Here is a 22028-nt window from a genome sequence, read left to right on the forward strand (position 1 = left end):
GACCAGACCGTTTTCATAGGCGAGGTCGAAGCGACCGAAGTAGTCGCTAGCGGTGGTAGTGTTGCAGCTGGAACCGCCTCCCCACAGCTGACCCACGATGCGGGGGTTGCTGGTCGTCCCATCGGCGAACAGGCCCGAGCCGCTGCTTCCGCCTTCGGTGATGCCGGTGGTCCAGCGGACCTGGTACATCGGGGATTGGGTGTTGAAGGAACTGTCGACGTTGAAGTACTCGACGCCCTGGGAAACAAAGGTATTCAGCACGGACCCGTATCCGATCAGCCGTCCGTCGGAGCGGCGAAGGACCTCACCACCTGGGCTGTGTACGTCGACGTAGTTCGTATTGCCACCTACGACCTCACGCTGAAATGCCCAACCGGCATAGATGGTTCCTGCAGGCGGTGTGTCGATCAGATCCAGCAACGAGGTGTCGGTGCCGACAGGTGTGCGCAGGCTGCCCGAGAACTCGGTTTTGTTATAGCGCAGGTTGGCGCCGCTATAACTGACGTTGGTGGAGAAGTTGTAAGTGGGGTCAAGGGTGTTGTTGTTGCAATCGCTACTGCGATAGAACCAGAAGACATCCAACGAGTTGGCCACCGTTTGCGTGTTGATGCAGTGATTGGCGGTCAGAAAATAGCCCTGCTGCGTGGCACCGCGGTTGGCGATCAGCGTTCCGGTGCAGACATACGACGAGCTGCCGTCGACGAAGTCCATTGAGCCCACGGCATTGGTCACGGGTGGGAGGGTGCAGGTGGCATTGGGGGTCACCCCAGGACAGGCCGACCTTTGCTCGATCTGGCCCAGGCTGGCCTTGGGTGCCAGCACGGCCTGGTGCATGAGCCTGGGCACCGTGAACACGACGGAAGAGGTTGGGCTCCCCTCCGGCAGGTCGATTTCCAGCACCGAGGCTTCACCGACAGTCGTCGGCGTCCAGTAGGTGCGGGCGGCCTCCGAGTCGCCGTCGGCCTTTACAGCGGTGGCGATTCGCGCGTTGATGTGAGCGCCCGTGGTCTCTTGGGCGTCGGCGCTGCCTTCGGCATACACCCGCAGGACTGCATCGTCGGGCAAGGCCTGGACGAGCATCCCCAGGCGCAAGCCAGCCGCCCCGGTGGAGCTGAAGCGCAGGCTGGCCCGCAGCACGCCGCTGGCTGTGGTGTTCCAGACGATCTGCTGCAGGCTCTTGCGCGAGTTGGTGGCGGCCACGTCCCGTGCGAATCCGTTTTGAACCCGCTTGGCTCTCTCAAGGCCGTTTCCTTTTCGGTTGTGCCGCTCCATCTTCTCGATGGCCGAAGCTTCGGGCTGGCCCAGATCCACGCTGATGCCGGGGTTGGGCGCGGCACGCCGATCGATGCTCACCTTGGCAACCGGATTGGCCTGTGCATCCGCACCCTTGGGGGCAGCGCTCTGCAGCACCGCGTCGGTGGCGTTGATGCTGGATGCGCTCTGTTTGCTTTCGAGATCGCTGGCAGTGACGTCACTGCCCTTTGAGATCGACTCGCTGGAGCCGCCTGGCGATTCCCCCGAGCCTCCACAGGCCGCCATTAACAGACTAGCCAGCAGGGCGGCAAGTCGATGATGTTGAACCCTATGTTTTGAGCGCATTCGCATTCCTCCTGAAATAGGTTTTGAATTGTAAAAGAGTGCTTAATTGTTCGGTCAGACCTGAGTCAATCACGCGCGCACTGGCCATGTTCAGCGCACACGGCCCAGCCTGCCGGCCCAGTCCCGGGGGGCGAAGCCCACAGTGACCGAGCTGTCTGCCCAGCCGACCACCGGGCGCTTGATCAGGCTGGGATGCAGCAGCAACACGGCGCGCGCACTCGGGTTGTCCACCACGGCCAGGCGGGTGGCCTCGTCCAGTCCACGCCAGGTGGTGCCTTTGCGGTTGACCAGCGTTTCCCAGCCCGCGGCGGCCAGCCACAGGTCCAGTGCGGCCTCGGGCACGCCCTGCTTCTTGAAGTCGTGGAAGCTGTGCGCGACGCCGTGCTCGTTCAGCCAGGCCCGGGCCTTTTTGACGGTGTCGCAGTTGGGGATGCCGTAGAGTGTGGTCATCCCCGAATTCTGTCACGCGGCCTCTTGGTGAAGGTCGCACTTCACCATGACCCTGCGCAGCCTCTATCCCCCCATCGAACCCTTCAGGACTGGCGTGCTCGACACCGGCGACGGCCATCAGATCTACTGGGAGCTCTGCGGCAATCCGCAAGGCAAACCGGCGGTGTTCCTGCACGGTGGGCCGGGTTCGGGCTGCTCGCCCGACCACCGCCGCCTGTTCGACCCGCAGAAGTACTGCGTGCTGCTGTTCGACCAGCGCGGCTGCGGCCGGTCGAAGCCGGCGGCCTCGCTGGAGAATAACACCACCTGGCACATGGTGGCCGACATGGAACGGCTGCGAGCCCTGATGGGCTTTGATCGCTGGCTGGTGTTCGGCGGCTCCTGGGGCAGCACCCTGGCCCTGGCCTATGCGCAGACGCACACCGAGCGTGTGTCCGAACTGGTCGTGCGCGGCATCTTCACCCTGCGCCGCGACGAGGTGCGCTGGTACTACCAGGAGGGCGCTTCATGGCTCTTTCCCGACTTGTGGGAGGGCTTCCTCGCGCCGATCCCAGAGGTCGAACGCGGCGACCTGCTCGCCGCCTACCGGAAGCGGCTGACCGGCGACGACCCGGCGGCGCAGCTGGAATGCGCCCGCGCCTGGAGCCTGTGGGAGGGCCAGACCATCCGCCTGCTGCCCGACGCGGCCAACACCGCCAAACACTCCAACGACGCCTTCTCGCTGGCCTTCGCGCGCATCGAGAACCACTACTTCGTGCACGATGGCTGGTTCGAGGAGGGGCAACTCATCCGCGACGCGCACAAGCTGGCCGGCGTTCCGGGTGTGATCGTGCAGGGGCGTTACGACGCCTGCACCCCGGCCCGCACCGCCTGGGATCTGCACCGCGCCTGGCCGCAGGCCGACTTCCACATGGTGCCCGATGCCGGCCACGCGTTCAACGAGCCCGGCATCCTGGACCGGCTGATCGAAGCCACCGACCGTTTCGCGGGCTGAGCACGGGGCCTTGTGATGGCCGGGATAATCCCGGCCATGAACACCTTAGACGAGTGGCTGGCTCATTGCGAGCGACAGCATCCCCAGGGCATCAGCGGCATCGAGCTCGGACTGGACCGGGTGCAGCGGGTGGCGCAGCGCATGCGCCTGTCCATGCCCTGCCCGGTGATCACCGTGGCCGGTACCAACGGCAAAGGCTCGACCTGCGCCATGCTGGAGGCCATCTACAGCGAGGCCGGGTACCGGACCGGTGTGTATTCCTCCCCGCACCTCGTGCGGTTCGAGGAGCGCTGCCGCGTGGCCCGCGAGGCGGTGGCCGCCGAGACGCTGCTGCCCGCTTTTGCCGAGGTTGAGCGCGCGCGCCTGGGCGACGGAGGGGCGGGCGACGAGGGCGTCGTGGTGCTGACCTATTTCGAGTTCACCACGCTGGCCATCCTGCGCACGCTCTCGGACAGCGGCATCGACGTGGCCATCCTGGAGATCGGCCTGGGCGGCCGGCTGGACGCGGTGAACATCGTCGACCCGGACTGCGCCGTCATCACCTGCATCGCGCTGGACCACATGGCCCTGCTGGGCAACGACCGCGAGGCCATCGGCTACGAAAAGGCCGGGATCATGCGCACGGGTCGGCCGGTGGTGCTCAGCGATCCGGTGCCGCCGCAGAGTGTGCTGGACCGGGCGCTCGAAGTCGGCGCCCAGCTCTGGCGCATCGGCAAGGACTTCCATTTCGCCGGTGACAAGCAGCAGTGGGGTTGGGCCATGCACCCGTCCCAGGGCGGGCGCAAGTTCAGCGGTCTGGCCTACCCGGCCCTGCGCGGCGCCAACCAGCTGGTGAATGCTTCGGGCGTCCTGGCCGCCATCGAGGCACTGCGACCCCGTCTTCCCGTGACGGCTCAGGCCGTCCGCAACGGGCTGGCCATGGTGGAGCTGCCCGGCCGTTTCCAGATCGTGCCCGGAGAGCCCGCGCTGGTGCTCGACGTCGCCCATAACCCACATTCCGTGGCCGCGCTGGCCGAGAACCTCGACGCCATGGGCTACTACCCGGTCACACACGCGGTGTTCGGCGCCATGGCCGACAAGGACCTGCCCGCCATGCTGGAGCGCATTGCGCCGCTGATCGATCGCTGGCACCTCACCGATCTGCCCCTGCCGCGCGCCAGCCGGGCGGCCGATCTGGCGGCCGTGCTCGACAGCGGCGCCGGCCAGGCTTCGGGCGGGCGCTCGCGGGTGGCCGGATGCCATCCGTCGCCGCTGGAGGCGCTGCGCGCCGCGGTGCTGGAGGCGGACCCCACTGATAGAATCGTGGTCTTTGGTTCCTTCCACACGGTGGGGGGTGTTCTGAAGGATGGCGTGCCGCGTCTGGCGGCCAAGCACCTCGCGAACTGATCCTCCCCGCGATCTCCGCCGGACCCATTTCCGCATGCTCACATCCCGTTCCGGTTCTGCGGGCCACACCGCCTCACCGCCGCCACAAAGCATCGAGGCCGTGCGTCGTCGGGCCCGGCACCGACTGATCGGGGCGGCCGTGCTGGTGCTGGTGGGGGTGCTCGGGTTTCCGCTGCTGTTCGATACGCAGCCCCGCCCGATCGCGGTCGACGTGCCGATCGAGATTCCCTCCCGCCACACGCCCGCAACCCCTGCGCCCAAGACCGAGGCTCCTGCGCCTGCCGCAGCCAGGCCTGCGCCTGTGGCCACGGCCGACAGCCTTGCCGCGCGTGAGGAGGTGGTCGAGCCCAAGGCTGTCGCCAAGCCGGCCGACAAGCCCGTTGAAAAGCCTGCAGAGAAGCCCCAGCTTGAGAAGCCTGCGGCCGAGAAGGCCGTGGCGGAGAAAGCCACGGAAAAACCACCAGAAAAGCCCTCCGACAAGGCCGCCACCGGCAACGAGCGCATCGTGGTGCAGGTGGGTGCCTTTTCGGAAGTCGAGCGTGCCCGCGAGGCCCGGCTGAGGCTGGAGCGGGCCGGGCTCAAGACCTACACCCATGTGGCCGAGACCGCGCAGGGGCGCCGCATCCGGGTCCGTCTGGGGCCTTTCGCCACGCGTGCAGAGGCCGAAAAGGCCGCTGAGCGCGCCAAGGCGCTGGGCCTGTCGACGGCCTTGCTCTGGTTGTGATGGCTTCGGCCTGGGACCTGGGGGCGGCGACATGAACGCAGTGGATGGTTTGTTGCTGTTCGTGCTGCTTTTGTCGGCCGTGGTGGGCATGTGGCGTGGACTGGTGTACGAAGTGCTTTCTTTGATGGTCTGGGTGGCGGCGTTCGTGCTGGCTCAGGCTTATGCAGGAGAGGTGGCGCACCTGCTGCCGCTGGACGGGCTCTCCGCGGCACTGCGCATCGCGGTGGCATTCGTCCTGGTTTTTGTGGCCTGCGCGTTTGCGGGCGGGTTTGTGGCGTGGCTGGTGAAAAAAATGGTGGCGGCCGTGGGGTTGCGTCCCATTGACCGCGTGCTGGGCGGTGTGTTTGGCCTGCTGCGCGGCGCGGTGGTGCTGCTGGCGGTGGCGGTGGTGGTGGGAATGACTCCGCTCCAGTCGCAACAGGCCTGGCAGACGTCCGCAGTGGCGCAGGTGCTGGGTGACAGCCTGCAGGCCCTCCGGCCGCTGCTTCCCGAGCCGGTGGCCCGGTACCTGGCCTGAGTCGACAGTCTTTGTTTCGTTGAGGATCCAATCATGTGTGGAATCGTGGGCGTGGTGAGCCAGGCGCCTGTCAATCAGCTGATTTACGACGCCCTGTTGCTGCTGCAGCACCGGGGGCAGGATGCCGCCGGCATCGTGACCCAGCAAGGGCGCAAGTTCTTCATGCACAAGGCCAAGGGCATGGTGCGTGACGTCTTCCGCACACGCAACACGCGCGCGCTGCCGGGCAATGTGGGCCTGGGCCAGGTGCGTTACCCCACCGCGGGCAACGCCTTCAGCGAGGAAGAGGCCCAGCCGTTCTACGTCAACGCGCCGTTTGGCCTGGTGATGGTGCACAACGGCAACCTGACCAATGCCCAGGGTCTGAAGCAGGAGCTGTTCCAGACCGACCACCGCCACATCAACACCGAGAGCGACTCCGAGGTGCTGCTCAACGTGCTCGCGCACGAACTGGAAAAGTCCACCCGCGGGGCGTCGCTCAAGCCGGCCGATGTGTTCGCTGCGGTGCGTGGCGTGCACCGGCGCATCAAGGGTTCGTATGCCGTGATCGCCCTGATTGCGGGCCACGGCCTGCTGGCGTTCCGCGACCCCTTCGGCATCCGTCCGCTGTGCATCGGTCGCAGCGCCGATGGTGCCCGCATGGTCGCCAGCGAATCGGTCACGCTTGAGGGCAACGGCTTTGAGCTGGAGCGCGATGTGGCGCCTGGCGAAGCCGTGTTCATCGACCTGGACGGCCAGGCCAGCTTCGAGCAGTGTGCGGATAAGGTCAGCCACAACCCCTGCATCTTCGAATACGTCTACCTGGCGCGGCCGGACTCGGTGCTCGACGGCATTTCGGTCTACCAGGCCCGCCTGAACATGGGCAAGACCCTGGCCAAGCGGCTGGTGTCCACCGTGCCGCCGAATGAAATCGACGTGGTCATCCCGATCCCGGAATCTTCGCGCCCCAGCGCCATGGAGCTGGCCCAGATCCTCGGTCTGCCGTACCGCGAGGGTTTCGTGAAGAACCGCTACGTCGGCCGCACCTTCATCATGCCCGGCCAGGGTGTGCGCAAGAAGTCGGTGCGGCAGAAGCTCAACGTGATTGCCAGCGAATTCAAGGGCCGCAACGTGCTGCTGGTGGACGATTCCATCGTGCGCGGCACCACTTCCAAAGAGATCGTGCAGATGGCGCGCGACGCCGGTGCGCGCAAGGTCTACATGGCCAGCGCCGCACCGCCGGTGCGTTTCCCCAACGTGTATGGCATCGACATGCCCACCGCGACGGAGCTGGTGGCGCACGACCGCACGGTTGAGCAGATCCGCGAACTCATTGGTTGCGACGCGCTGATCTACCAGGACGTGGATGCGATGAAGCAGGCCATCGCCGCGCTCAATCCGAAGCTGGCCGGTTTCGACGCATCGTGCTTCGATGGCGTCTATGTCACGGGCGACATCACGCCCGAGACCATTGCCCGCATGAACCAGGGCCGCGACCAGACCGAAGAGGGTCAGGAAGACAGCTCGCGCCTGGCCCTGCCCAACGCCCAGACCGCCTGATCCGTTATGTCATCGAACGCGAAATCCGCAGAGGCTCTGCACCGCGAAACCCTGGCGGTGCGGCTGGCGACCGAGCGCAGCCAGTACGGCGAGAACTCCGAGGCCCTGTTCCTGACCAGTGGCTATGTGCAGCCTTCCGCCGAAGAGTCGGCGCGCCGCTTTGCCGGCGAGGAAGACGGCTACACCTACGGCCGTTCGGGCAATCCCACGGTCACCAGCTTCGAAATGCGACTGGCTGCCATGGAGGGCGCCGAGGCCTGCATGGCCACCGCCTCGGGCATGGCCGCCGTCATGCTGATGTGCTTCAGCCTGCTCAAAGCGGGTGACCACGTAATCATTTCGCAGTCCATGTTCGGCTCCACGCTCAAGCTGATTGGCTCGGAGTTCGGGCGCTTCGGCGTGGAAACCTCGGTGGTGCCGCAGACCGACCTCGAGGCTTGGCGCGCCGCCATGCGGCCCACTACGCGGCTGCTGTTTGCCGAAACGCCCACCAATCCGCTGGGCGAGGTGTGCGACATCGCGGCCCTGGCCGAACTGGCGCACAACGCCGGCGCGCTTCTGGCGGTGGACAACTGCTTCGCCACGCCCGCACTGCAGCGCCCCATCGCGCTGGGTGCCGACATCGTCATGCACTCCGGCACAAAGTACCTGGACGGCCAGGGCCGCGTCATGGCCGGAGCCCTGTGCGCCACCGAAGCCATGGTGCGCGAGAAATTTCTGCCAGTGCAGAAGAACTCCGGCATGGTGCTGTCGCCGTTCAACGCCTGGGTCGTGCTCAAGGGGCTGGAGACGCTGGACCTGCGCATGAAGGCCCAGAGTGCGCAGACCTTGGCGCTGGCGCAATGGCTGGAGGCCCACCCCGCCGTGGCTCGTGTGTATTACCCCGGCCTGGCGAGTCACCCGCAGCACGAACTGGCCATGCGCCAGATGAACGGCATCGGTGGCGCTGTGCTGTCCTTCGACGTGAAGGCGGCGGGCCCCGAGCAGGCGCGCCAGCGCGCCTTTCATGTGCTCGATACGCTGCAAGTGCTGTCGCTGTGCACGAATCTCGGCGACACCAAGACCCTGTGTACCCACCCCGCCAGTACCTCGCACGGCAAACTGTCTGAAGCGCAGCGCCAGGCCGCCGGCATCGGCCAGGGCCTCATCCGCGTCGCCGTCGGCCTCGAACACCTGGACGACATCCGTTCCGACCTGGATCGCGGGCTCTCCAGCCTCTGACTTTTCTTTTTCTCCCATGACCGTTCGCACCCGTTTCGCGCCGTCGCCCACCGGCTTCATCCACCTGGGCAACATCCGCTCCGCGCTTTACCCGTGGGCGTTTGCCCGTGCCACCGGTGGCACCTTCATCCTGCGCATCGAAGACACCGACTTGGAGCGATCGTCGCAGGCCGCGGTGGACGTGATCATCGAAGGCATGAAGTGGTTGGGCCTGGACCACGACGAAGGGCCGTTCTACCAGATGCAGCGCATGGACCGCTACAAGGCAGTGCTGGCCGATATGGTTGAAAAAGGGCTGGTCTACCCCTGCTACATGAGCGTGGCCGAGCTGGATGCGCTGCGCGAACGCCAGATGGCCAACAAGGAAAAGCCTCGCTACGACGGCACCTGGCGGCCCGAGCCGGGCAAGGTGCTGCCGCCGGTTCCAGAAGGCGTCAAACCCGTGCTGCGCTTCAAGAACCCGCAGGGCGGTTCGGTGGTGTGGGAAGACAAGGTCAAAGGTCGCGTCGAGTTCAGCAACGAAGAACTCGACGACCTGGTGATCGCGCGCCCCGACGGCACACCCACATACAACTTCTGCGTGGTGGTGGACGACATCGACATGGCGATCACCCACGTGATCCGTGGCGACGATCATGTCAACAACACGCCGCGCCAGATCAACATCTTCCGTGCCCTGGACAAGGAGCCGCCGGTCTACGCCCATCTGCCCACCGTGCTCAACGAGCAGGGCGAGAAGATGAGCAAGCGCAACGGCGCCAAGCCGGTCACGCAGTACCGCGACGAAGGTTATCTGCCCGACGCAATGGTGAACTACCTCGCGCGCCTGGGCTGGAGCCACGGCGACGACGAGATATTCAGCCGCGAGCAGTTCCTGCAGTGGTTCAACCTCGACCACCTGGGCAGCAGCGCCGGCCGCTTCGACGAAGCCAAGCTGCGCTGGGTGAACGCGCAACACCTCAAGGCCATGGACGACGCAGCGCTGTCGGCGCTGGTGGCTGAGCAACTGGCCAAGCGTGGCATCGCCGCTGACGAACGTTTGCCCCGCATCTGTGGTCTTTTCAAGGACCGCTGCGACACGACGGTCGCTCTGGCCGGCTGGGCAGCGGCCTTCTACACCGACGTGACACCTTCGGACGCCGAGCGCACGCAACACATCACCGATGTGGTTCGTCCTGCGTTGCAGACACTGACCGACAAGCTGGTCGACTGCGCCTGGGACAAGGCAAGCCTCTCTGCTGCGATCAAGGAGACCATCACGGCGCATGGCCTGAAGATGCCGCAACTGGCCATGCCGGTGCGCGTGCTCGTGATGGGCACGGCCCAGACGCCTTCGCTCGATGCGGTGCTGGAACTGCAAAATCGTCAAACAGTTTTGGAGAGGTTGCAGAAGGCCTGAAAAATGGTCTATAATTTGAGTCTTGCTGATTCACACTGAGTTGTTCGCAACAAAGCAGAGTCAGCATCCCAGAAATGGATTTCGTGGGGGTATAGCTCAGCTGGGAGAGCGCTTGCATGGCATGCAAGAGGTCAGCGGTTCGATCCCGCTTACCTCCACCAAAATTGAAGAATTGGGCAGCGTGGTTTTGCTACAATGCACAGTTCGGTTCTTAGGTTTTGACCCTATCGTCTAGAGGCCTAGGACATCACCCTTTCACGGTGAGTACCGGGGTTCGAATCCCCGTAGGGTCGCCAAGTTTGTGGCACTTGGCCTGATGCGAGAGCAGAAGGCAAAAGCTGCACCACTGCGGAGTGGTAGTTCAGTTGGTTAGAATACCGGCCTGTCACGCCGGGGGTCGCGGGTTCGAGCCCCGTCCACTCCGCCAGTTTTGATAAGCCGTTCAGATCTCTGGTCTGAACGGCTTTTTCATTTCCGCAATGCACACCCGGCGTATCTGCTGCGTGCTTTTACACGCTGCTGACCTGCGGCCGCCGTTTCAGCAGTCCGGTCGACAGGGCCGTGCCTGCCATGATGATGAGGCCGCAGCCGATCATCCATGGGGTGATGGCTTCGTCTAGAAAAATGCGCCCGTAGATCAGCGCGAACACGGGCACCAGGAAGGTCACGGTGAGCGCCTTGCTGGGGCCTGCCTGGGCAATGATTCGAAAGAACAGGACGTACGCGAGCGAGGTGCACAGCAGGGCCACGGCGACCAGCGCGCCCCAGGCGCCGGTGCTGACGGGCTGATCCGGCCACAGCCACAACGTGGGCAGCGCCAGTCCCAGTGCAGCGCCGATCTGGCTGCCCGAAGCGGTGGCCAGCGGGTGGACGCCGGTGAGGTGGCGTTTTGTGAAGCTGGCCGCCAGCCCGTAGCAGAACGTGGCGACGAGACAGGCCAGCATGGCCAGCAGGGCTTGTCCTGCAGAGGCGGCTCCCGATGCCAGGCTGAAGCCGGACTTGCCGATCACCAGCAGGCAGACGCCCACGAAGCCGATGGCCAGGCCGGTGGCTCGCCAGGCATCGGGCCGGTCCTTGAGCCATACCCAGGCCACCAGGGCCCCGGTCAGTGGCACCGTGGCGTTCAGGATCGAGGTCAGGCCGGTGCTGATGTGCATGACCGCGTACGCGAACAGGGCGAAGGGGATGCCCGAGTTGAGCAGACCCACGAAGAGGATGAGCCGGGCGCGCTGGCGGAAGTCGGCCCAGACGCCTTTGAGCAGGAACACCGGCAGCAGGAACAGCGCCGCGAACGCCACCCGCAAGCCGGCTGTGGGCAGGGCGCCGAACTCCGCTGCGCCCAATCGCATGAAGAGAAAGGAGGAGCCCCAGAGGGCGGCGAGCAGGAAAAATTCAAGAATGAGTGCGGGCGACATGGACTCAGTGTGCCGGCAAAGGCCTTGTGGAGGGCTGAAGCGTTGATGATGTTCGCTCGGGCCATTGATGCGCTTTGTCGATCAATGCGCGTTCGAGCTTTAGCAGCGCCTGCTTGCGGTCCAGACCACCGGCGTACCCCGTCAGTGAACCGTTGCCGCCCACCACCCGGTGGCAAGGCACCACGATGCTCAACGGATTGCGACCAACGGCGGCGCCCACCGCGCGCACCGCCTGGGGCTTGCCAAGGCCGGCGGCCAGAGCGCCGTAGCTCGTGGTGGCGCCGGCTGGAATCTCCCGCATGGCCTGCCAGACGGTGCGCTGGAATGGTGTGCCCTGCTCCAGATCCAGAGGCAGATCAAAGCACTGGCGCAGTCCCTGGAAGTACTCGTCCAGTTGCCGCGCCGCGGCGTCGAGCACCGGGTGCGACGCCACGGTGGGCCAGGCGGCCAGACGCTCAGCCGGCGGCTCGTGGCGTTGCCGTTGTACGAACCAGAGGCCGGCGAGTCCATTGGCGCTGGCCACCAGCCGCAGATCGCCCAGCGGGCTGCCCACGATGGTCTGGACACGGCGGTCATGTGTGGTGTTCATCGGGAATCTCCTCAGGAACGTTGAAACGGGGGGGCGTGGCCCAGGCGCGTATCACGGCGTAGCTGCGCCAGGGCTGCCAGCGCCGAGCGATGCGTTCGGCTTCCCGTCGGGCCGTGGAGGCGGGCAGGTTCCGCAGCCCCAGCGCCTGCAGGAGCACGACGTCGCCGCTGGGCCATGCGTCGGGCCAGCGCAGGGCCCGCATCGCGATGTACTGGGCCGTCCAGGGGCCGATGCCGGGCAGCGCTTCGAGGCTTTTCAGCGTCGATGCCGGGTCGGCACGACTGTCGAGCACCAGGCGGCCGTCCGCCACCGCGCGCGCCAGCGCGAGGATTGCCTGCTGGCGTTGGCGCACGATCCCGATCTCGCCCAGCAGCTGCCCATCGACCTCGGCGAGCGTCCCGGGCGTGGGGAACAGGCGCTGCAGACCCGGTGGACCGTCGGCCAGCGGGGAACCCAGGCGTTCCAGCAAGCGGCCACACAGGGTGCGGGCCGCCGCCACTGTCACCTGCTGGCCCAGCACGGCCCGCACCGCCAGCTCGAAGCCGTCGAAGGTGCCGGGCACGCGCATGCCGTCGCTGTGGGGAAAATCAGGGTGCAGTACGCGGTCGATGGCCTGCGGATCGGCGTCCAGGTCCAGGGCCGCGCGCACGCGGTCGATGACCGCGGGCAGTGCCGGCAGCAGGCCCTCGCTGACCCGCAGACCGATGCGGTGCTCGTCCGGAAGGAAGCGGATGTGCAGCCAGCCGCTCGCCACCGTGCCCCGCACCGCGAGGCGCAACGTTCGCACCAGGGTCTGTTGCACCAGGTCGACCACTTCGAGCCCCGGCAGGGCCCGGTCGGCGAAGAAGCGCAGCACGTCCTGCACCCGGTAGGGCGGCCGCCAGGAGAGCCGCACCTCGGCCGGCGCCCGGGTGGCCCCGGCCGAGCCGGTCGACCGGCTGCGCCGCAGCTGGGTCGGGTTGAGACCGTAGCGGCCCACGAAGGCATCGTTGAATCGGCGCAGGCTGCTGAATCCGGCGGCCAGGGCCACCTGGGCCACGGGCAGGTCGGTGTCGGCCAGCATCTGTTTGGCGGCCAGCAGACGCTGCGTCTGCAGGTACTGCAGAGGCGAGACGCCCAGCCGGGCTTCAAACAGGCGGCGGATGTGGCGCCCGCTTACCCCCAGCCGAGCCGCCAGCTGCTCCAGCGGTGGTTCATCCGCTCCCGTGTTCCAGGTCTCCGGTGTGTCGAGCAGGGCGGTGGCCTGGCGGATCAGGATGTCCCCGGCGTCCTCGGTCGACCAGTGGCGATCGCGCGGCGCCAGCTCCGGCCGGCAGCGCAGGCAGGGCCGGAAGCCGGCCTGTTCGGCCTGGGCGGCATGCTCAAAAAACACGCAGTTGTCGCGTTTGGGTGTGCGGACCCGGCAGATCGGGCGGCAGTAGATGCCGGTGGAGGTGACGCCGGTGAAGAAACGCCCGTCAAAACGGGCATCGCGCGCGCCCAGTGCCCGGTAGAGAGCGTCGGCGTCGAGCGGTGCAGGGCGGTTCATGGCTGCCATGGTAGGTGTTTTGCCAATTGGCGACTGGCCATTTCCGGACATGTCCCGGGCCGGCAAGCACGGTCCGGCCACCTACAATCGCCGGTTTGTTCTCCCGAGCGACGACCATGCAAGTGACCGCTTCCATCTTCAAGGCCTACGACATTCGGGGCATCGTTCCCGGCGCACTCAACGAAGCGGTGGCCGAGGCGCTGGGCCTGGCCTTCGGCACGGTGGCCCTGCAACAGGGCGAGCGCAGTGTGGCCGTGGGGCGCGACGGGCGGCTCAGCGGCCCCGGCCTGTCCGAGGCGCTGATCCGGGGTCTGGTGGCCGCCGGCGTCGATGTGATCGATATCGGCCTGGCGACCACCCCGATGCTGTATTTCGCGGCCAGCACCCTGTGCAGCAGCGGCATCCAGGTCACCGGCAGCCACAACCCCCGGGACTACAACGGCTTCAAGATGGTCATGGGCGGCCGGGCCATCTATGGCGAGGACATCCAGGCCCTGCGCCGGATGATGGAGACCGAAACCCATGTGCGCCGGGACGGCGGGCGGGTGCGGCATGTCAATGTGCTGAAACCCTATACCGACCGCATCGTTGGCGACGTGACGCTCTCGCGCCCGATGAAGGTCGTGGTCGACTGCGGCAACGGCGTGGCCGGTGCCTCGGCCCCGGCGCTGTTCCGGGCGCTGGGCTGCGAAGTGATCGAGCTGTTCAGCGAGGTCGATGGCGAATTTCCGAACCATCACCCGGACCCGAGCAAGCCTGAGAACCTGCAAGACGTGATCCGCACCCTGCGCGAAACCGACGCCGAACTGGGCATGGCTTTCGACGGCGACGGCGACCGCCTGGGCATCGTGACCAAGGACGGCCAGACCATCTTCCCCGACCGTCAGATGATCCTGTTCTCGCAGGACGTGCTCTCGCGCGTGCCGGGCGGCCAGATCATCTTCGACGTCAAGTGCTCGCAGCGTCTGGCGCCGGCGATCGAGGCGGCCGGCGGTGTGCCGAACATCTACAAGACCGGCCACTCCCTGATCAAGGCGCGCATGAAGGAGCTGGACAGCCCGCTGGGCGGCGAGATGAGCGGCCACATCTTCTTCAAAGAGCGCTGGTTCGGCTTCGACGACGGCAGTTACGCTGGCGCGCGCCTGCTGGAAATCCTCAGCCGCAGCCCCGACGCCAACGCGGTGCTCAATGCGCTGCCGACGTCGCACAGCACGCCGGAGCTGAACGTGGCCTGCGCCGAAGGCGAACCCCACGCCGTGGTGGAACAGTTGCTGACCCTCGCGCGCTTCGAGGCGCTCGCCAAGGTCTCGACCATCGATGGCCTGCGGGTCGACTGGCCCGACGGTTTTGGCCTGATACGCGCCTCCAACACCACGCCGGTGCTGGTGCTGCGCTTCGAGGGCCACACGGCCGAGGCCCTGCACCGCATCGAGCACGCCATGCTGGATCTGCTGCGCCAGGCCAAGCCCGACGCGGTGGTCGGCGCGAGCGCGCACTGAGGACGCCCGGGTGCCGAGCAGCCACGACGTGTCCATCGATCCTGCGCGCCTGAGCGGCGGGGCCCTGGCGGCGGTCACCATCATCGTGGTCACGCGCGAGAGCGCACACTGCCTGCCGGCCCTGAACACGCTGCTGTCGCGCTGTCCGAACGTCATCGTCTCGGACAACGGCAGCGCTGACGGCACGGCCGCCTCGGCGCGCCGGCTCTGGCCGCACGCGATCGTGCTCGACCATGGCCGCAACCTGGGGTTTGGCGCGGCCAACAACCGCGCGCTGGCCCGGGTGCAGACCCCGTTCGCCTTCCTGCTCAACCCGGACTGCGAGATCGACGGCCCGGGCCTGGAAGCCCTGCTCGCAACCGCGGCCGCCATGCCCCAGGCCGCCGTGCTGGCGCCACAGCTGGTCAGCGCTTCTGGCAAGCCCGAGATCAACTACCGCTTTCCCCAGACCTGGTGGTCGCCCCGTGGTCCGGGCGCTTCCGGCCCCACCTGCGTGGGCTTCGTCTGTGGCGCGGCGATGCTGCTGCGCATGGCCTCGTTCCGCGAGGTCGGGTTCTTCGACGAGCAGTTCTTCCTCTACTACGAAGACGACGACCTGTGCCTGCGCCTGTTCAACGCCAGGCAGAACATCGTCGTCGTGCCCGCGGTGCAGGCCATCCACCACTCACGCGGTTCGGTGCGCGGCGCGTCGCCCTGGCGCCACGAGTACGCGCGTGGGTTCCACCACGCGCAGTCCAAGCTGCAGTTCGCCACCAAGTACCGCTCGCGGGAGGAGGCCCAGCGCCTGCGCCGCTGGCTGCTGGTGACCACCACCCTGGGGCTGCCCCTGCGGGCCATCGTGTTTTCGCCCAAGCTGCTGGCCCGCATGTTCGGCCGCTGGCGCGGGCTCATCGGCTGGAGGGCCCGTGGCTGAACATCGCAAGCCGACGCTGTGCATCGGCATCCTCACGCTCAACGAAGCGCACCGCATCGCGCGCTGCATCCAGAGCGCGTCATTCGCCGACCAGGTGGTGGTGATCGACAGCGGCAGCGAGGACCGCACGCGCGAGATCGCCCAGGAGATGGGGGCGCAGGTGCACCTGTACCCCGACTGGCACGGTTTCGCCGAGCAGCGCAACCGGCTCATGACCCATGTGAATGCCGACTTGATCTTCTTCCTGGACGCCGATGAGGTGATTCCACCCGGCCTGCAGGACGAGATCCGCGCGGCGGTGGCCTCTGGCGAGAACGCGGTGTGGAAGATCTACTGGGACCAGGTGGCGTTCGGCCGCACCCTGCACCGCATGGCCAAGACAGAAGGGGGCGTGTGGCGTCTGTTCCGCACCGACCAGCTGCTGCGCTACGAAGGCGTCGTGCACGAGCATGCCGTGCTGCGCGACCCGGCCACGCCGGTCAAGACCTTCGGCACCCGCCTGCTGCACCATTCGCGCGAGTCGGTCTATGGCGGCCTGCTCAAAATGGCGCAGTACGCCCAGCTGGGTGCGGTGCGCCGCGTGCAGGCCGGGCGCCGCGGTGGCGTGCTGCGCGGCCTGGCCTCGGCCACCAGTAACTTCATCCGTCTCTACATCTTCCGGCGCGGGTTCCTGTGTGGCGCGGAAGGCTTCCTGTTCTGCCTGCTGGTGGCACTGGAGTGCTTCTTCCGTTACGCCATCATCCGCTACGACCGGCCTGTGCCCGGCGACACCATGGTCAAGCGCTGATCCTGCGCCCCCGCATGTGCCCGGCACCCTCTCCCACGACAAGCCTGCAATGAGTTTCCGAACGTTTGCCCGCAGGGCCGCCATCTACAGCCTGGTGCTGCTGTTCGGTGGTTTTCCCATATCCGTGGCGCTGGCCAACAGCCTGATGCTGATCGTCGTCCTCCTGTGGGTGTTGAGCCTCGACGGCACGGACCTGCGCGAGTTCCTGCGCAGCTCCTGGGCCAACCCGGTGGTGCGCCCGGCGCTCGCGCTGGCGCTGTTGATCGTCCTGGCCTCGTTCTGGTCGCCCGCCAGCTGGGCGGAGATCGGGGGCTACTACAAGAAGTACGTGAAGTTCCTTCTGCTGCCGGTGTTCATCTTCCTGCTGGCGCGCCGCGAAGACCGCGCCCACTGCTGGACGGCCTTCGGCCTGGCGCTTTTGTTCACGCTGGTGTCCACCTGGCTGAACGTGTGGTTCCAGCTGCCCTGGTCGCGCACCTACAACCAGGGCTTCGGTGCCGACCACACCGTGTTCAAGGACCACATCTCGCAGGGCATCATGATGTCGCTGTTCACCGTCCTGTGTGCGCACTGGGCGATCAAGGCCACTCCGAACTGGAAGAAGGTCCTGTGCTGGCTGGTGGCCGGGCTGGCTGCAGTGAGCATCCTGGTGCTGACGCAGGGTCGCACCGGGTACCTCAGCCTGTTGCTGGCGACCGTGGTGTTTTCGCTGGCGGTGCTCTGGCGCCGCCCGCAGATGCTGCTGGGCGTGGTGCTGGTCGGCGCGATGGCCCTGATGTCGGCCTACACGCTCTCGCCGCAGTTCCAGCACCGCACCAACCTGGCCTGGCAGGAGGCGCAGAATCACAGCGCGGGCACCGTGACCTCGATCGGCGCGCGCATCGAGGTCTGGCGCTTCATGGTCCGCCAGACCGACTTTGACAACGCCAAGCTGATGGGGGCTGGCACCGCCTCCTACCCGGTGCTGGCGCGTTCGTACTTCAAGGACCCGAAGTTCTGCGACGCCATCTGCCCGCACCCGCACAACCAGTTCATCCTGTTCTATTTCGAGCAGGGGCTGCCGGGCTTCGTGCTGATCCTCTGGTTCATGGGCACCATCGTGCGGCAGGGGTTGCGCTACCGCTCGACACACCGGGCGCTGATGCTGGCCTTCGTGAGCATCATGCTGACCTCGAACATGACCCACAGCTCGCTGTGGCTGTCGACCGAGAGCCACTTCTTCATCCTGATGACCGCGCTGCTGATGGCGTCTGCGGGCCGTCGCCCGCCACCACCGGCGGCTCAGGTCTCGCCGGCGTAAGCCTTCAGCAGGTCGTCCCAGCGCGCCTCGTCCCAGTGGAACGGGTGGCGCCGGCCCTGTTCCTTGCGCAGCGAACGGCGCAAGCGCTCCAGGTTCTCCTGCTTCCAGGTCTCGCCCGGTCGCACGCCGCATTTGTCGAAGTCCACAATCCAGGCGGCGCCTTGCGCGTCCAGCAGCAGGTTGTGGCAGTTCAGGTCGGAGTGGAACACCTGGCGGTCGTGCAGCTGGCGGATGGCACGTCCGAGCGAGGTCCAGTCGGCCCTCGGCAATGGGCCCTCGGACAGTGCCTGGGCCACGTTGCGGGTCTGCGGGATCATCGCGACCACGATGTCGGCGGTGTGGCCGATCAGGCCGCGCACCTGTCGTGCGGCCACGGGCGTTGGCACCGGCAGCTCCCAGGCGCGCAGGCGGCGCAGCAGGGTGAATTCGTTCATGGCCCGGCTGGACAGCGGCGAACGGCCCAGGTAGCGGTCGGGGCTGAGCCGGGCCATCAGGCCGCCGCGCCGGTAGTGGCGCAGCACACCCTCGCCGTGGTCCAGCGCCACGCGGTGGGCCTGGCCGCGGCCACTGCCCGTCGCCAGCGCCGTGCTCTCGCTGGAGGGCGGTGTGAACAGGGCTGGCGGGGCCTCGGCAACTTGTGCGGGGTCGAACCAGATGGTCTGGCCGGCCGGCGATGAGGCCCGGGCCGGCGCCAGGCGCTCGGGCCGCATGGGGGCCCAGACCTGGCGCAGCGCCTGCAGGCTGCGCTGGCTGCTGCCCTGCTGGCGCAGCACGAAATCGCGCGCCTGCTGACCCTTGCGCTGCAGCAGGGCCTTGTCGCGCATCCATTGCGCGGCGGTGTGCAGCATCAGGCGGGCCGAGTCGACGCGTTCGCCTGCGCCGCAGGCCTCGACGTCCTGGTACAGCTCCTGGAAGTGGTGGGTGTGCGGGCCGAACAGCACCGGCCGGGCGCAGGCCATGGCCTCCAGCGCGTTGTGGCCGCCGATGGGCACCAGGCTGCCACCGATGAAGCACACGCTGGCGTGCAGATACCAGGTGCCCAGCTCGCCCATGGTGTCGGCCAGCAGCACCGAGGTGCCGGCCGCCGGTGTTTCGCCGCGGCTGCGCCGCACGAAGCTCAGGCCGCTGGCGGTGATCTGCTCGGCCACCTCGTCGAAGCGCTCCGGGTGGCGGGGCACGAGGATCAGCAGCGCGCCGGGATGCTGGCGCGCCAGCTCGGGCCAGGCCAGCAGCAGGGCCGCTTCTTCGCCGTCGTGTGTGCTGCCGGCGACCACGATGGGTCGCCCCGCCAGCCAGGGCAGGCGGTCCGGGCTCTCGGGCGTGTCGCGCTGGTCGAACTTGAGATTGCCGGTCAGCACCAGCCGGCCAGCGGGCACGCCCAGGGCCGCGTAGTGCTCGACGCTGGGCGCGTCGGCGGCGGCCACCAAGGCCATCTGCGGCCAGATGGGCGCCATGAGGGCGCACCAGCGCTGGTAGAACTGGGCCGAGTCGGCCGACAGGCGGGCATTGACCAGGGCCACGGGCGTGAGTCGCTGGCGGCACTGCCAGAGCATTTCCGGCCAGATCTCGCGCTCAATCAGCACCAGCAGGGAAGGCTGCAGCCGGTCCAGGAAGCGGCGTGTGGCCCCTGGTGTGTCGATGGGCGCGAAGACGTGGCGGATGTCATCGCCCCAGTGGGAGCGCAGCGTGCGTGCGCCTGTGGGCGACTGGGTGCTGACCGTGATCGCGTGGTCGGGCCAGGTCTCGCGCAGCGCTGCGATCAGCGGGCGCGCCGCCTGCACCTCGCCCACGGACGCGGCGTGGATCCAGAGGCCACCCATGGACGCGGGTTCGATGCGGATGAAGCCCAGCCGCTCGCGCAGCCGTTCACGGTAGCCGGCGTCCTTGCGGCCGCGCAGCCACAGCCAGCCCAGCAGGGGCAGCGTCAGACCGCGCAGCAGCAACCGGTAGCCGCGCTGGGCCAGGCTGGTCTTGTTCAGCGCCAATGGTCGGCGACCCACTGGGTCGGCAGGACGCGGCGGTACCACTTGCCACTGACGCCGGCGATGGCGTCGGGCGGGTTGGGCTTGCCATGGAAGGCGATGAGGCGCGCGCCTTTGGGGATGGTGGGCGGCTTGAACCAGCCCATGATGCCCGGCTGCAGGCAGTGGCGCTTGAAGCTGCGGCACCACTCCTCGGGCCAGTAGCTGAGCTTGCCCTGGCGCGCCAGGTAGAGCGTGATGAACTCCTGCTCGTTGCGCACCGGCGCGATCGAGGCGGGGTAATCGTTCTTGAGGTGCTCCAGCGCGTCGGCGTGCGCGCCAATGGTGTAGAGGTAGCACGAGGTGTTGCCCGTGCCATCCTTCTTGTCCCATTCCTTGATCACGATGAACTCGCCCTTCTGCTCGAAGAACGGGTCCAGGCTGTCCAGGATGACGATGTCCAGGTCCAGGAACAGGGTGCGGCCCTGCAGGTCGTACAGCGGGTTGGCGAACGAGGTCAGCTTGAGCCAGCCGTGACCGAAGGTCCAGGGTTTGCGCTGGTCGAACTCGTCGAAGCCGACCATGGGGATGGGCTTGACTTCGACGGCGGGGTCGATGCCGGCGCCGTCATCGGTCAGGCAGACAAAACGGAACGGCCGGTGCAGGTGGCGGCGGACCATGCTGTGCAGCTTGTTGACGTACTCGGGGCCGTACTTCTTGCCCCACTTGATGCACAGCACATTGACCGCTTGCATGAATCACCTTTGGCTCTGTCTTGCCGCCGCGGACGGTATGTCCCCGGCGGCCGACCCGGCAGTTTATCCCAGCAGGGAGATCACTTCAGCAAGGCGTTGACCGGCTGCAGGTCGTCGGCCTTGAGCACGCCGCCGGCCTGCTTCAGGCGCAGCTGGCCCACCAGCACGTTGTAGCGCGCCACGGCCAGGTCGCGCTTGGTCTGGAACAGCTGGCTCTGGGCGTTGAGCACGTCGATGTTGATGCGCACGCCCACCTGGTAGTCCAGCTTGTTGGCATCCAGCGCGCTCTGGCTCGACGCCTCGGCCGCTTCCAGCGCCTTGACCTGGCTGGTGCCCGAGACCACGCCGAAGTAGGCACTGCGGATGGCCTGGGAGATGTTGCGCAGCGCGGTCTCGCGGTCGGCGCGCGATTTCTCGACCAGCGCGAGCGCCTCGCGGACCCGGTTCTCGATGGCGTTGCCGGCGTACAGCGGCAGATTGAACTGCAGGCCGACGCTGGCGTTGTTGGTGCGCACGTTGCCGGCGGTCGGGAAGTTCGAGTTGGGGCCGCGCGCCACCTGGTACTGGCCGACCAGGTCCAGTGTGGGCTTGTGCCCGGCCTGCGCCTTCTGCACCTCGACTTCTGCGATCTCGAAGGCCTTGTCGGCCTGGCGCACCGCAGGATGCTGCGTGAGCGCCTGTTCCACCCAGGCCTCGGCGCTGGCGGGCTGCACCGTGGGCAGGTTCACCGGGGCGGCCAGCGGCTTCGGGCTCGCGCCGCGGCGTCCCACCAGCTGGTCGAGGGCGAGCTTCTTGACCAGCAGGTCGTTGCTGGCGGTGATTTCCTGGGCCAGCACCAGGTCGTAGCGGGCCTGGGCCTCGCGCGAATCGGTGACGGTGGTGGTGCCGACCTCGAAGTTGCGCTTGGCGGCGGCGAGCTGCTCGGCCACGGCGGTCTTCTGTGCCTGCACGAAGGTCAGCGTGTCCTGCGCAGCCAGCACGTCGAAATAGGCCTGGGCGGTGCGAACCATCAGGTCCTGCTCGGCGGCTTCCAGCTGGGCACGGGCGATCTCCACCGAGAGCTGACCCTGTTCGTCGTTGTATCGGTTGACCGGGCGGTACAGCGGCTGGCTGGCCGAGAGGGTGACGTTCTGCGAATTGCTGGTGCGGCCGGTGTCCGTCACGTCGTTGCGGCTGTTGGCCCAGTTGGCCCCGGCGCCCAGACCCGCCTGCGGACGCAGGCCGGCCTTGGCCTGGTCGGCCTTGGCGAGGTTGGCGTCGTACTGGGCACGCGCCGACTGAAGCGTGGTGTCGTAGCCCCGCGCCGCCTCGTACAGCTCCACCAGGCTCTGGGCCTGGGCGCCTGTCGCACCCAGCGTGAGGGCGGCCGCGAGGGACAGACGGGTCAGGGCAGAACGACGGGGAGCGAGAGACGGAGCGGTCATGGGGTTTCCTTGGGAACAGGGCGCCGGC

19 protein-coding genes and 3 tRNA genes are annotated in these 22028 nt (G+C 67.2%); 15 read left to right on the plus strand and 7 right to left on the minus strand.

Annotation, left to right across the window (positions count from 1 at the left end):
* Positions 1 to 1599: trypsin-like serine peptidase (locus HFL01S_RS01745; protein ID WP_157538735.1), on the minus strand; the 1599-nt coding region annotated here is incomplete at its 3' end.
* Positions 1600 to 1689: 90 nt separating this feature from the next.
* Complete coding sequence (locus HFL01S_RS01750; protein WP_066253847.1) at positions 1690 to 2049, minus strand: arsenate reductase; 360 nt, start codon at positions 2047 to 2049, stop codon at positions 1690 to 1692.
* A 46-nt stretch (positions 2050 to 2095) separates the two neighbouring features.
* Between HFL01S_RS01750 and pip the strand changes: the two genes are divergently transcribed.
* The 10 genes from pip (at position 2096) to HFL01S_RS01800 (ending at position 10256) form a co-directional block, all read left to right on the plus strand.
* Positions 2096 to 3043, plus strand: coding sequence for a prolyl aminopeptidase (gene pip / locus HFL01S_RS01755; RefSeq protein WP_066253849.1), 948 nt, complete (start codon positions 2096 to 2098; stop codon positions 3041 to 3043).
* Positions 3044 to 3079: 36 nt separating this feature from the next.
* Positions 3080 to 4429 carry a bifunctional tetrahydrofolate synthase/dihydrofolate synthase gene (gene folC, locus HFL01S_RS01760; protein WP_245644718.1) on the plus strand — a complete coding sequence of 450 codons (1350 nt, stop codon included), beginning with the start codon at positions 3080 to 3082 and terminating at the stop codon, positions 4427 to 4429.
* 34 nt (positions 4430 to 4463) lie between these two features.
* A complete protein-coding gene (locus HFL01S_RS01765; protein ID WP_066253857.1) occupies positions 4464 to 5153 on the plus strand; it encodes an SPOR domain-containing protein in 690 nt (229 codons plus the stop codon).
* Between the two features lie 31 nt (positions 5154 to 5184).
* Positions 5185 to 5670 (plus strand): CvpA family protein, encoded by a 486-nt coding sequence (locus HFL01S_RS01770; RefSeq protein WP_066253860.1) that lies wholly within the window; start codon positions 5185 to 5187, stop codon positions 5668 to 5670.
* A gap of 33 nt (positions 5671 to 5703) precedes the next feature.
* Positions 5704 to 7209 (plus strand): amidophosphoribosyltransferase, encoded by a 1506-nt coding sequence (gene purF, locus HFL01S_RS01775; RefSeq protein WP_066253863.1) that lies wholly within the window; start codon positions 5704 to 5706, stop codon positions 7207 to 7209.
* Between the two features lie 6 nt (positions 7210 to 7215).
* Positions 7216 to 8430 carry an O-succinylhomoserine sulfhydrylase gene (locus tag HFL01S_RS01780; protein ID WP_066253865.1) on the plus strand — a complete coding sequence of 405 codons (1215 nt, stop codon included), beginning with the start codon at positions 7216 to 7218 and terminating at the stop codon, positions 8428 to 8430.
* A 16-nt stretch (positions 8431 to 8446) separates the two neighbouring features.
* Positions 8447 to 9829, plus strand: coding sequence for a glutamate--tRNA ligase (gene gltX, locus HFL01S_RS01785; RefSeq protein ID WP_066253868.1), 1383 nt, complete (start codon positions 8447 to 8449; stop codon positions 9827 to 9829).
* An 85-nt stretch (positions 9830 to 9914) separates the two neighbouring features.
* Positions 9915 to 9990: transfer RNA gene (locus HFL01S_RS01790), tRNA-Ala, on the plus strand.
* 59 nt (positions 9991 to 10049) lie between these two features.
* Positions 10050 to 10125: transfer RNA gene (locus HFL01S_RS01795), tRNA-Glu, on the plus strand.
* Between the two features lie 54 nt (positions 10126 to 10179).
* A tRNA-Asp gene (locus HFL01S_RS01800) sits at positions 10180 to 10256 on the plus strand.
* 82 nt (positions 10257 to 10338) lie between these two features.
* On the opposite strand, the gene HFL01S_RS01805 is transcribed toward HFL01S_RS01800, so the two are convergent.
* Genes HFL01S_RS01805 through HFL01S_RS01815 form a run of 3 tightly spaced genes read right to left on the minus strand, consistent with a single transcriptional unit; the run spans position 10339 to position 13361 of the window.
* Positions 10339 to 11244 carry a DMT family transporter gene (locus tag HFL01S_RS01805; protein ID WP_066253871.1) on the minus strand — a complete coding sequence of 302 codons (906 nt, stop codon included), beginning with the start codon at positions 11242 to 11244 and terminating at the stop codon, positions 10339 to 10341.
* A gap of 4 nt (positions 11245 to 11248) precedes the next feature.
* Positions 11249 to 11833 (minus strand): methylated-DNA--[protein]-cysteine S-methyltransferase, encoded by a 585-nt coding sequence (locus tag HFL01S_RS01810; RefSeq protein ID WP_066253873.1) that lies wholly within the window; start codon positions 11831 to 11833, stop codon positions 11249 to 11251.
* The gene (locus HFL01S_RS01815) at positions 11817 to 13361 is read right to left on the minus strand and encodes a DNA-3-methyladenine glycosylase 2 family protein (protein ID WP_066254605.1); all 1545 of its coding nucleotides are present in this window, start codon (positions 13359 to 13361) and stop codon (positions 11817 to 11819) included. The genes HFL01S_RS01810 and HFL01S_RS01815 overlap by 17 nt, the downstream gene beginning before the upstream one ends.
* A 116-nt stretch (positions 13362 to 13477) precedes the next feature.
* Between HFL01S_RS01815 and HFL01S_RS01820 the strand changes: the two genes are divergently transcribed.
* The 4 genes from HFL01S_RS01820 to HFL01S_RS01835 are packed head-to-tail and all read left to right on the plus strand — an operon-like array spanning position 13478 to position 17860.
* Positions 13478 to 14860: a phosphomannomutase/phosphoglucomutase gene (locus tag HFL01S_RS01820; protein WP_066253876.1), complete on the plus strand. Its 1383-nt coding sequence runs from the start codon at positions 13478 to 13480 to the stop codon at positions 14858 to 14860.
* Between the two features lie 28 nt (positions 14861 to 14888).
* Positions 14889 to 15773 carry a glycosyltransferase family 2 protein gene (locus HFL01S_RS01825; RefSeq protein ID WP_245644719.1) on the plus strand — a complete coding sequence of 295 codons (885 nt, stop codon included), beginning with the start codon at positions 14889 to 14891 and terminating at the stop codon, positions 15771 to 15773.
* Complete coding sequence (locus tag HFL01S_RS01830) at positions 15766 to 16560, plus strand: glycosyltransferase family 2 protein (RefSeq protein WP_066253878.1); 795 nt, start codon at positions 15766 to 15768, stop codon at positions 16558 to 16560. The genes HFL01S_RS01825 and HFL01S_RS01830 overlap by 8 nt, the downstream gene beginning before the upstream one ends.
* A 49-nt stretch (positions 16561 to 16609) precedes the next feature.
* The gene (locus HFL01S_RS01835) at positions 16610 to 17860 is read left to right on the plus strand and encodes an O-antigen ligase family protein (protein ID WP_066253881.1); all 1251 of its coding nucleotides are present in this window, start codon (positions 16610 to 16612) and stop codon (positions 17858 to 17860) included.
* On the opposite strand, the gene HFL01S_RS01840 is transcribed toward HFL01S_RS01835, so the two are convergent.
* Positions 17842 to 19845 carry a 3-deoxy-D-manno-octulosonic acid kinase gene (locus tag HFL01S_RS01840; RefSeq protein ID WP_066253883.1) on the minus strand — a complete coding sequence of 668 codons (2004 nt, stop codon included), beginning with the start codon at positions 19843 to 19845 and terminating at the stop codon, positions 17842 to 17844. The two genes, HFL01S_RS01835 and HFL01S_RS01840, sit on opposite strands and share 19 nt — an antisense overlap.
* Before the next feature lie 86 nt (positions 19846 to 19931).
* On the opposite strand from HFL01S_RS01840, the gene HFL01S_RS26010 reads away from it, so the two are divergent.
* Positions 19932 to 20750 (plus strand): alpha/beta hydrolase, encoded by an 819-nt coding sequence (locus HFL01S_RS26010; protein ID WP_439648594.1) that lies wholly within the window; start codon positions 19932 to 19934, stop codon positions 20748 to 20750.
* On the opposite strand, the gene HFL01S_RS01850 is transcribed toward HFL01S_RS26010, so the two are convergent.
* Entirely contained in the window at positions 20657 to 22000 is a 1344-nt protein-coding gene (locus tag HFL01S_RS01850) for a TolC family outer membrane protein (RefSeq protein ID WP_066253889.1), read from the minus strand. The genes HFL01S_RS26010 and HFL01S_RS01850 overlap by 94 nt on opposite strands.
* Between the last annotated feature and the right edge of the window lie 28 nt (positions 22001 to 22028).

It is taken from the genome of Hydrogenophaga flava NBRC 102514 (genome assembly GCF_001571145.1).
In the GTDB taxonomy this organism is placed as follows: Bacteria; Pseudomonadota; Gammaproteobacteria; order Burkholderiales; family Burkholderiaceae_C; genus Hydrogenophaga; species Hydrogenophaga flava.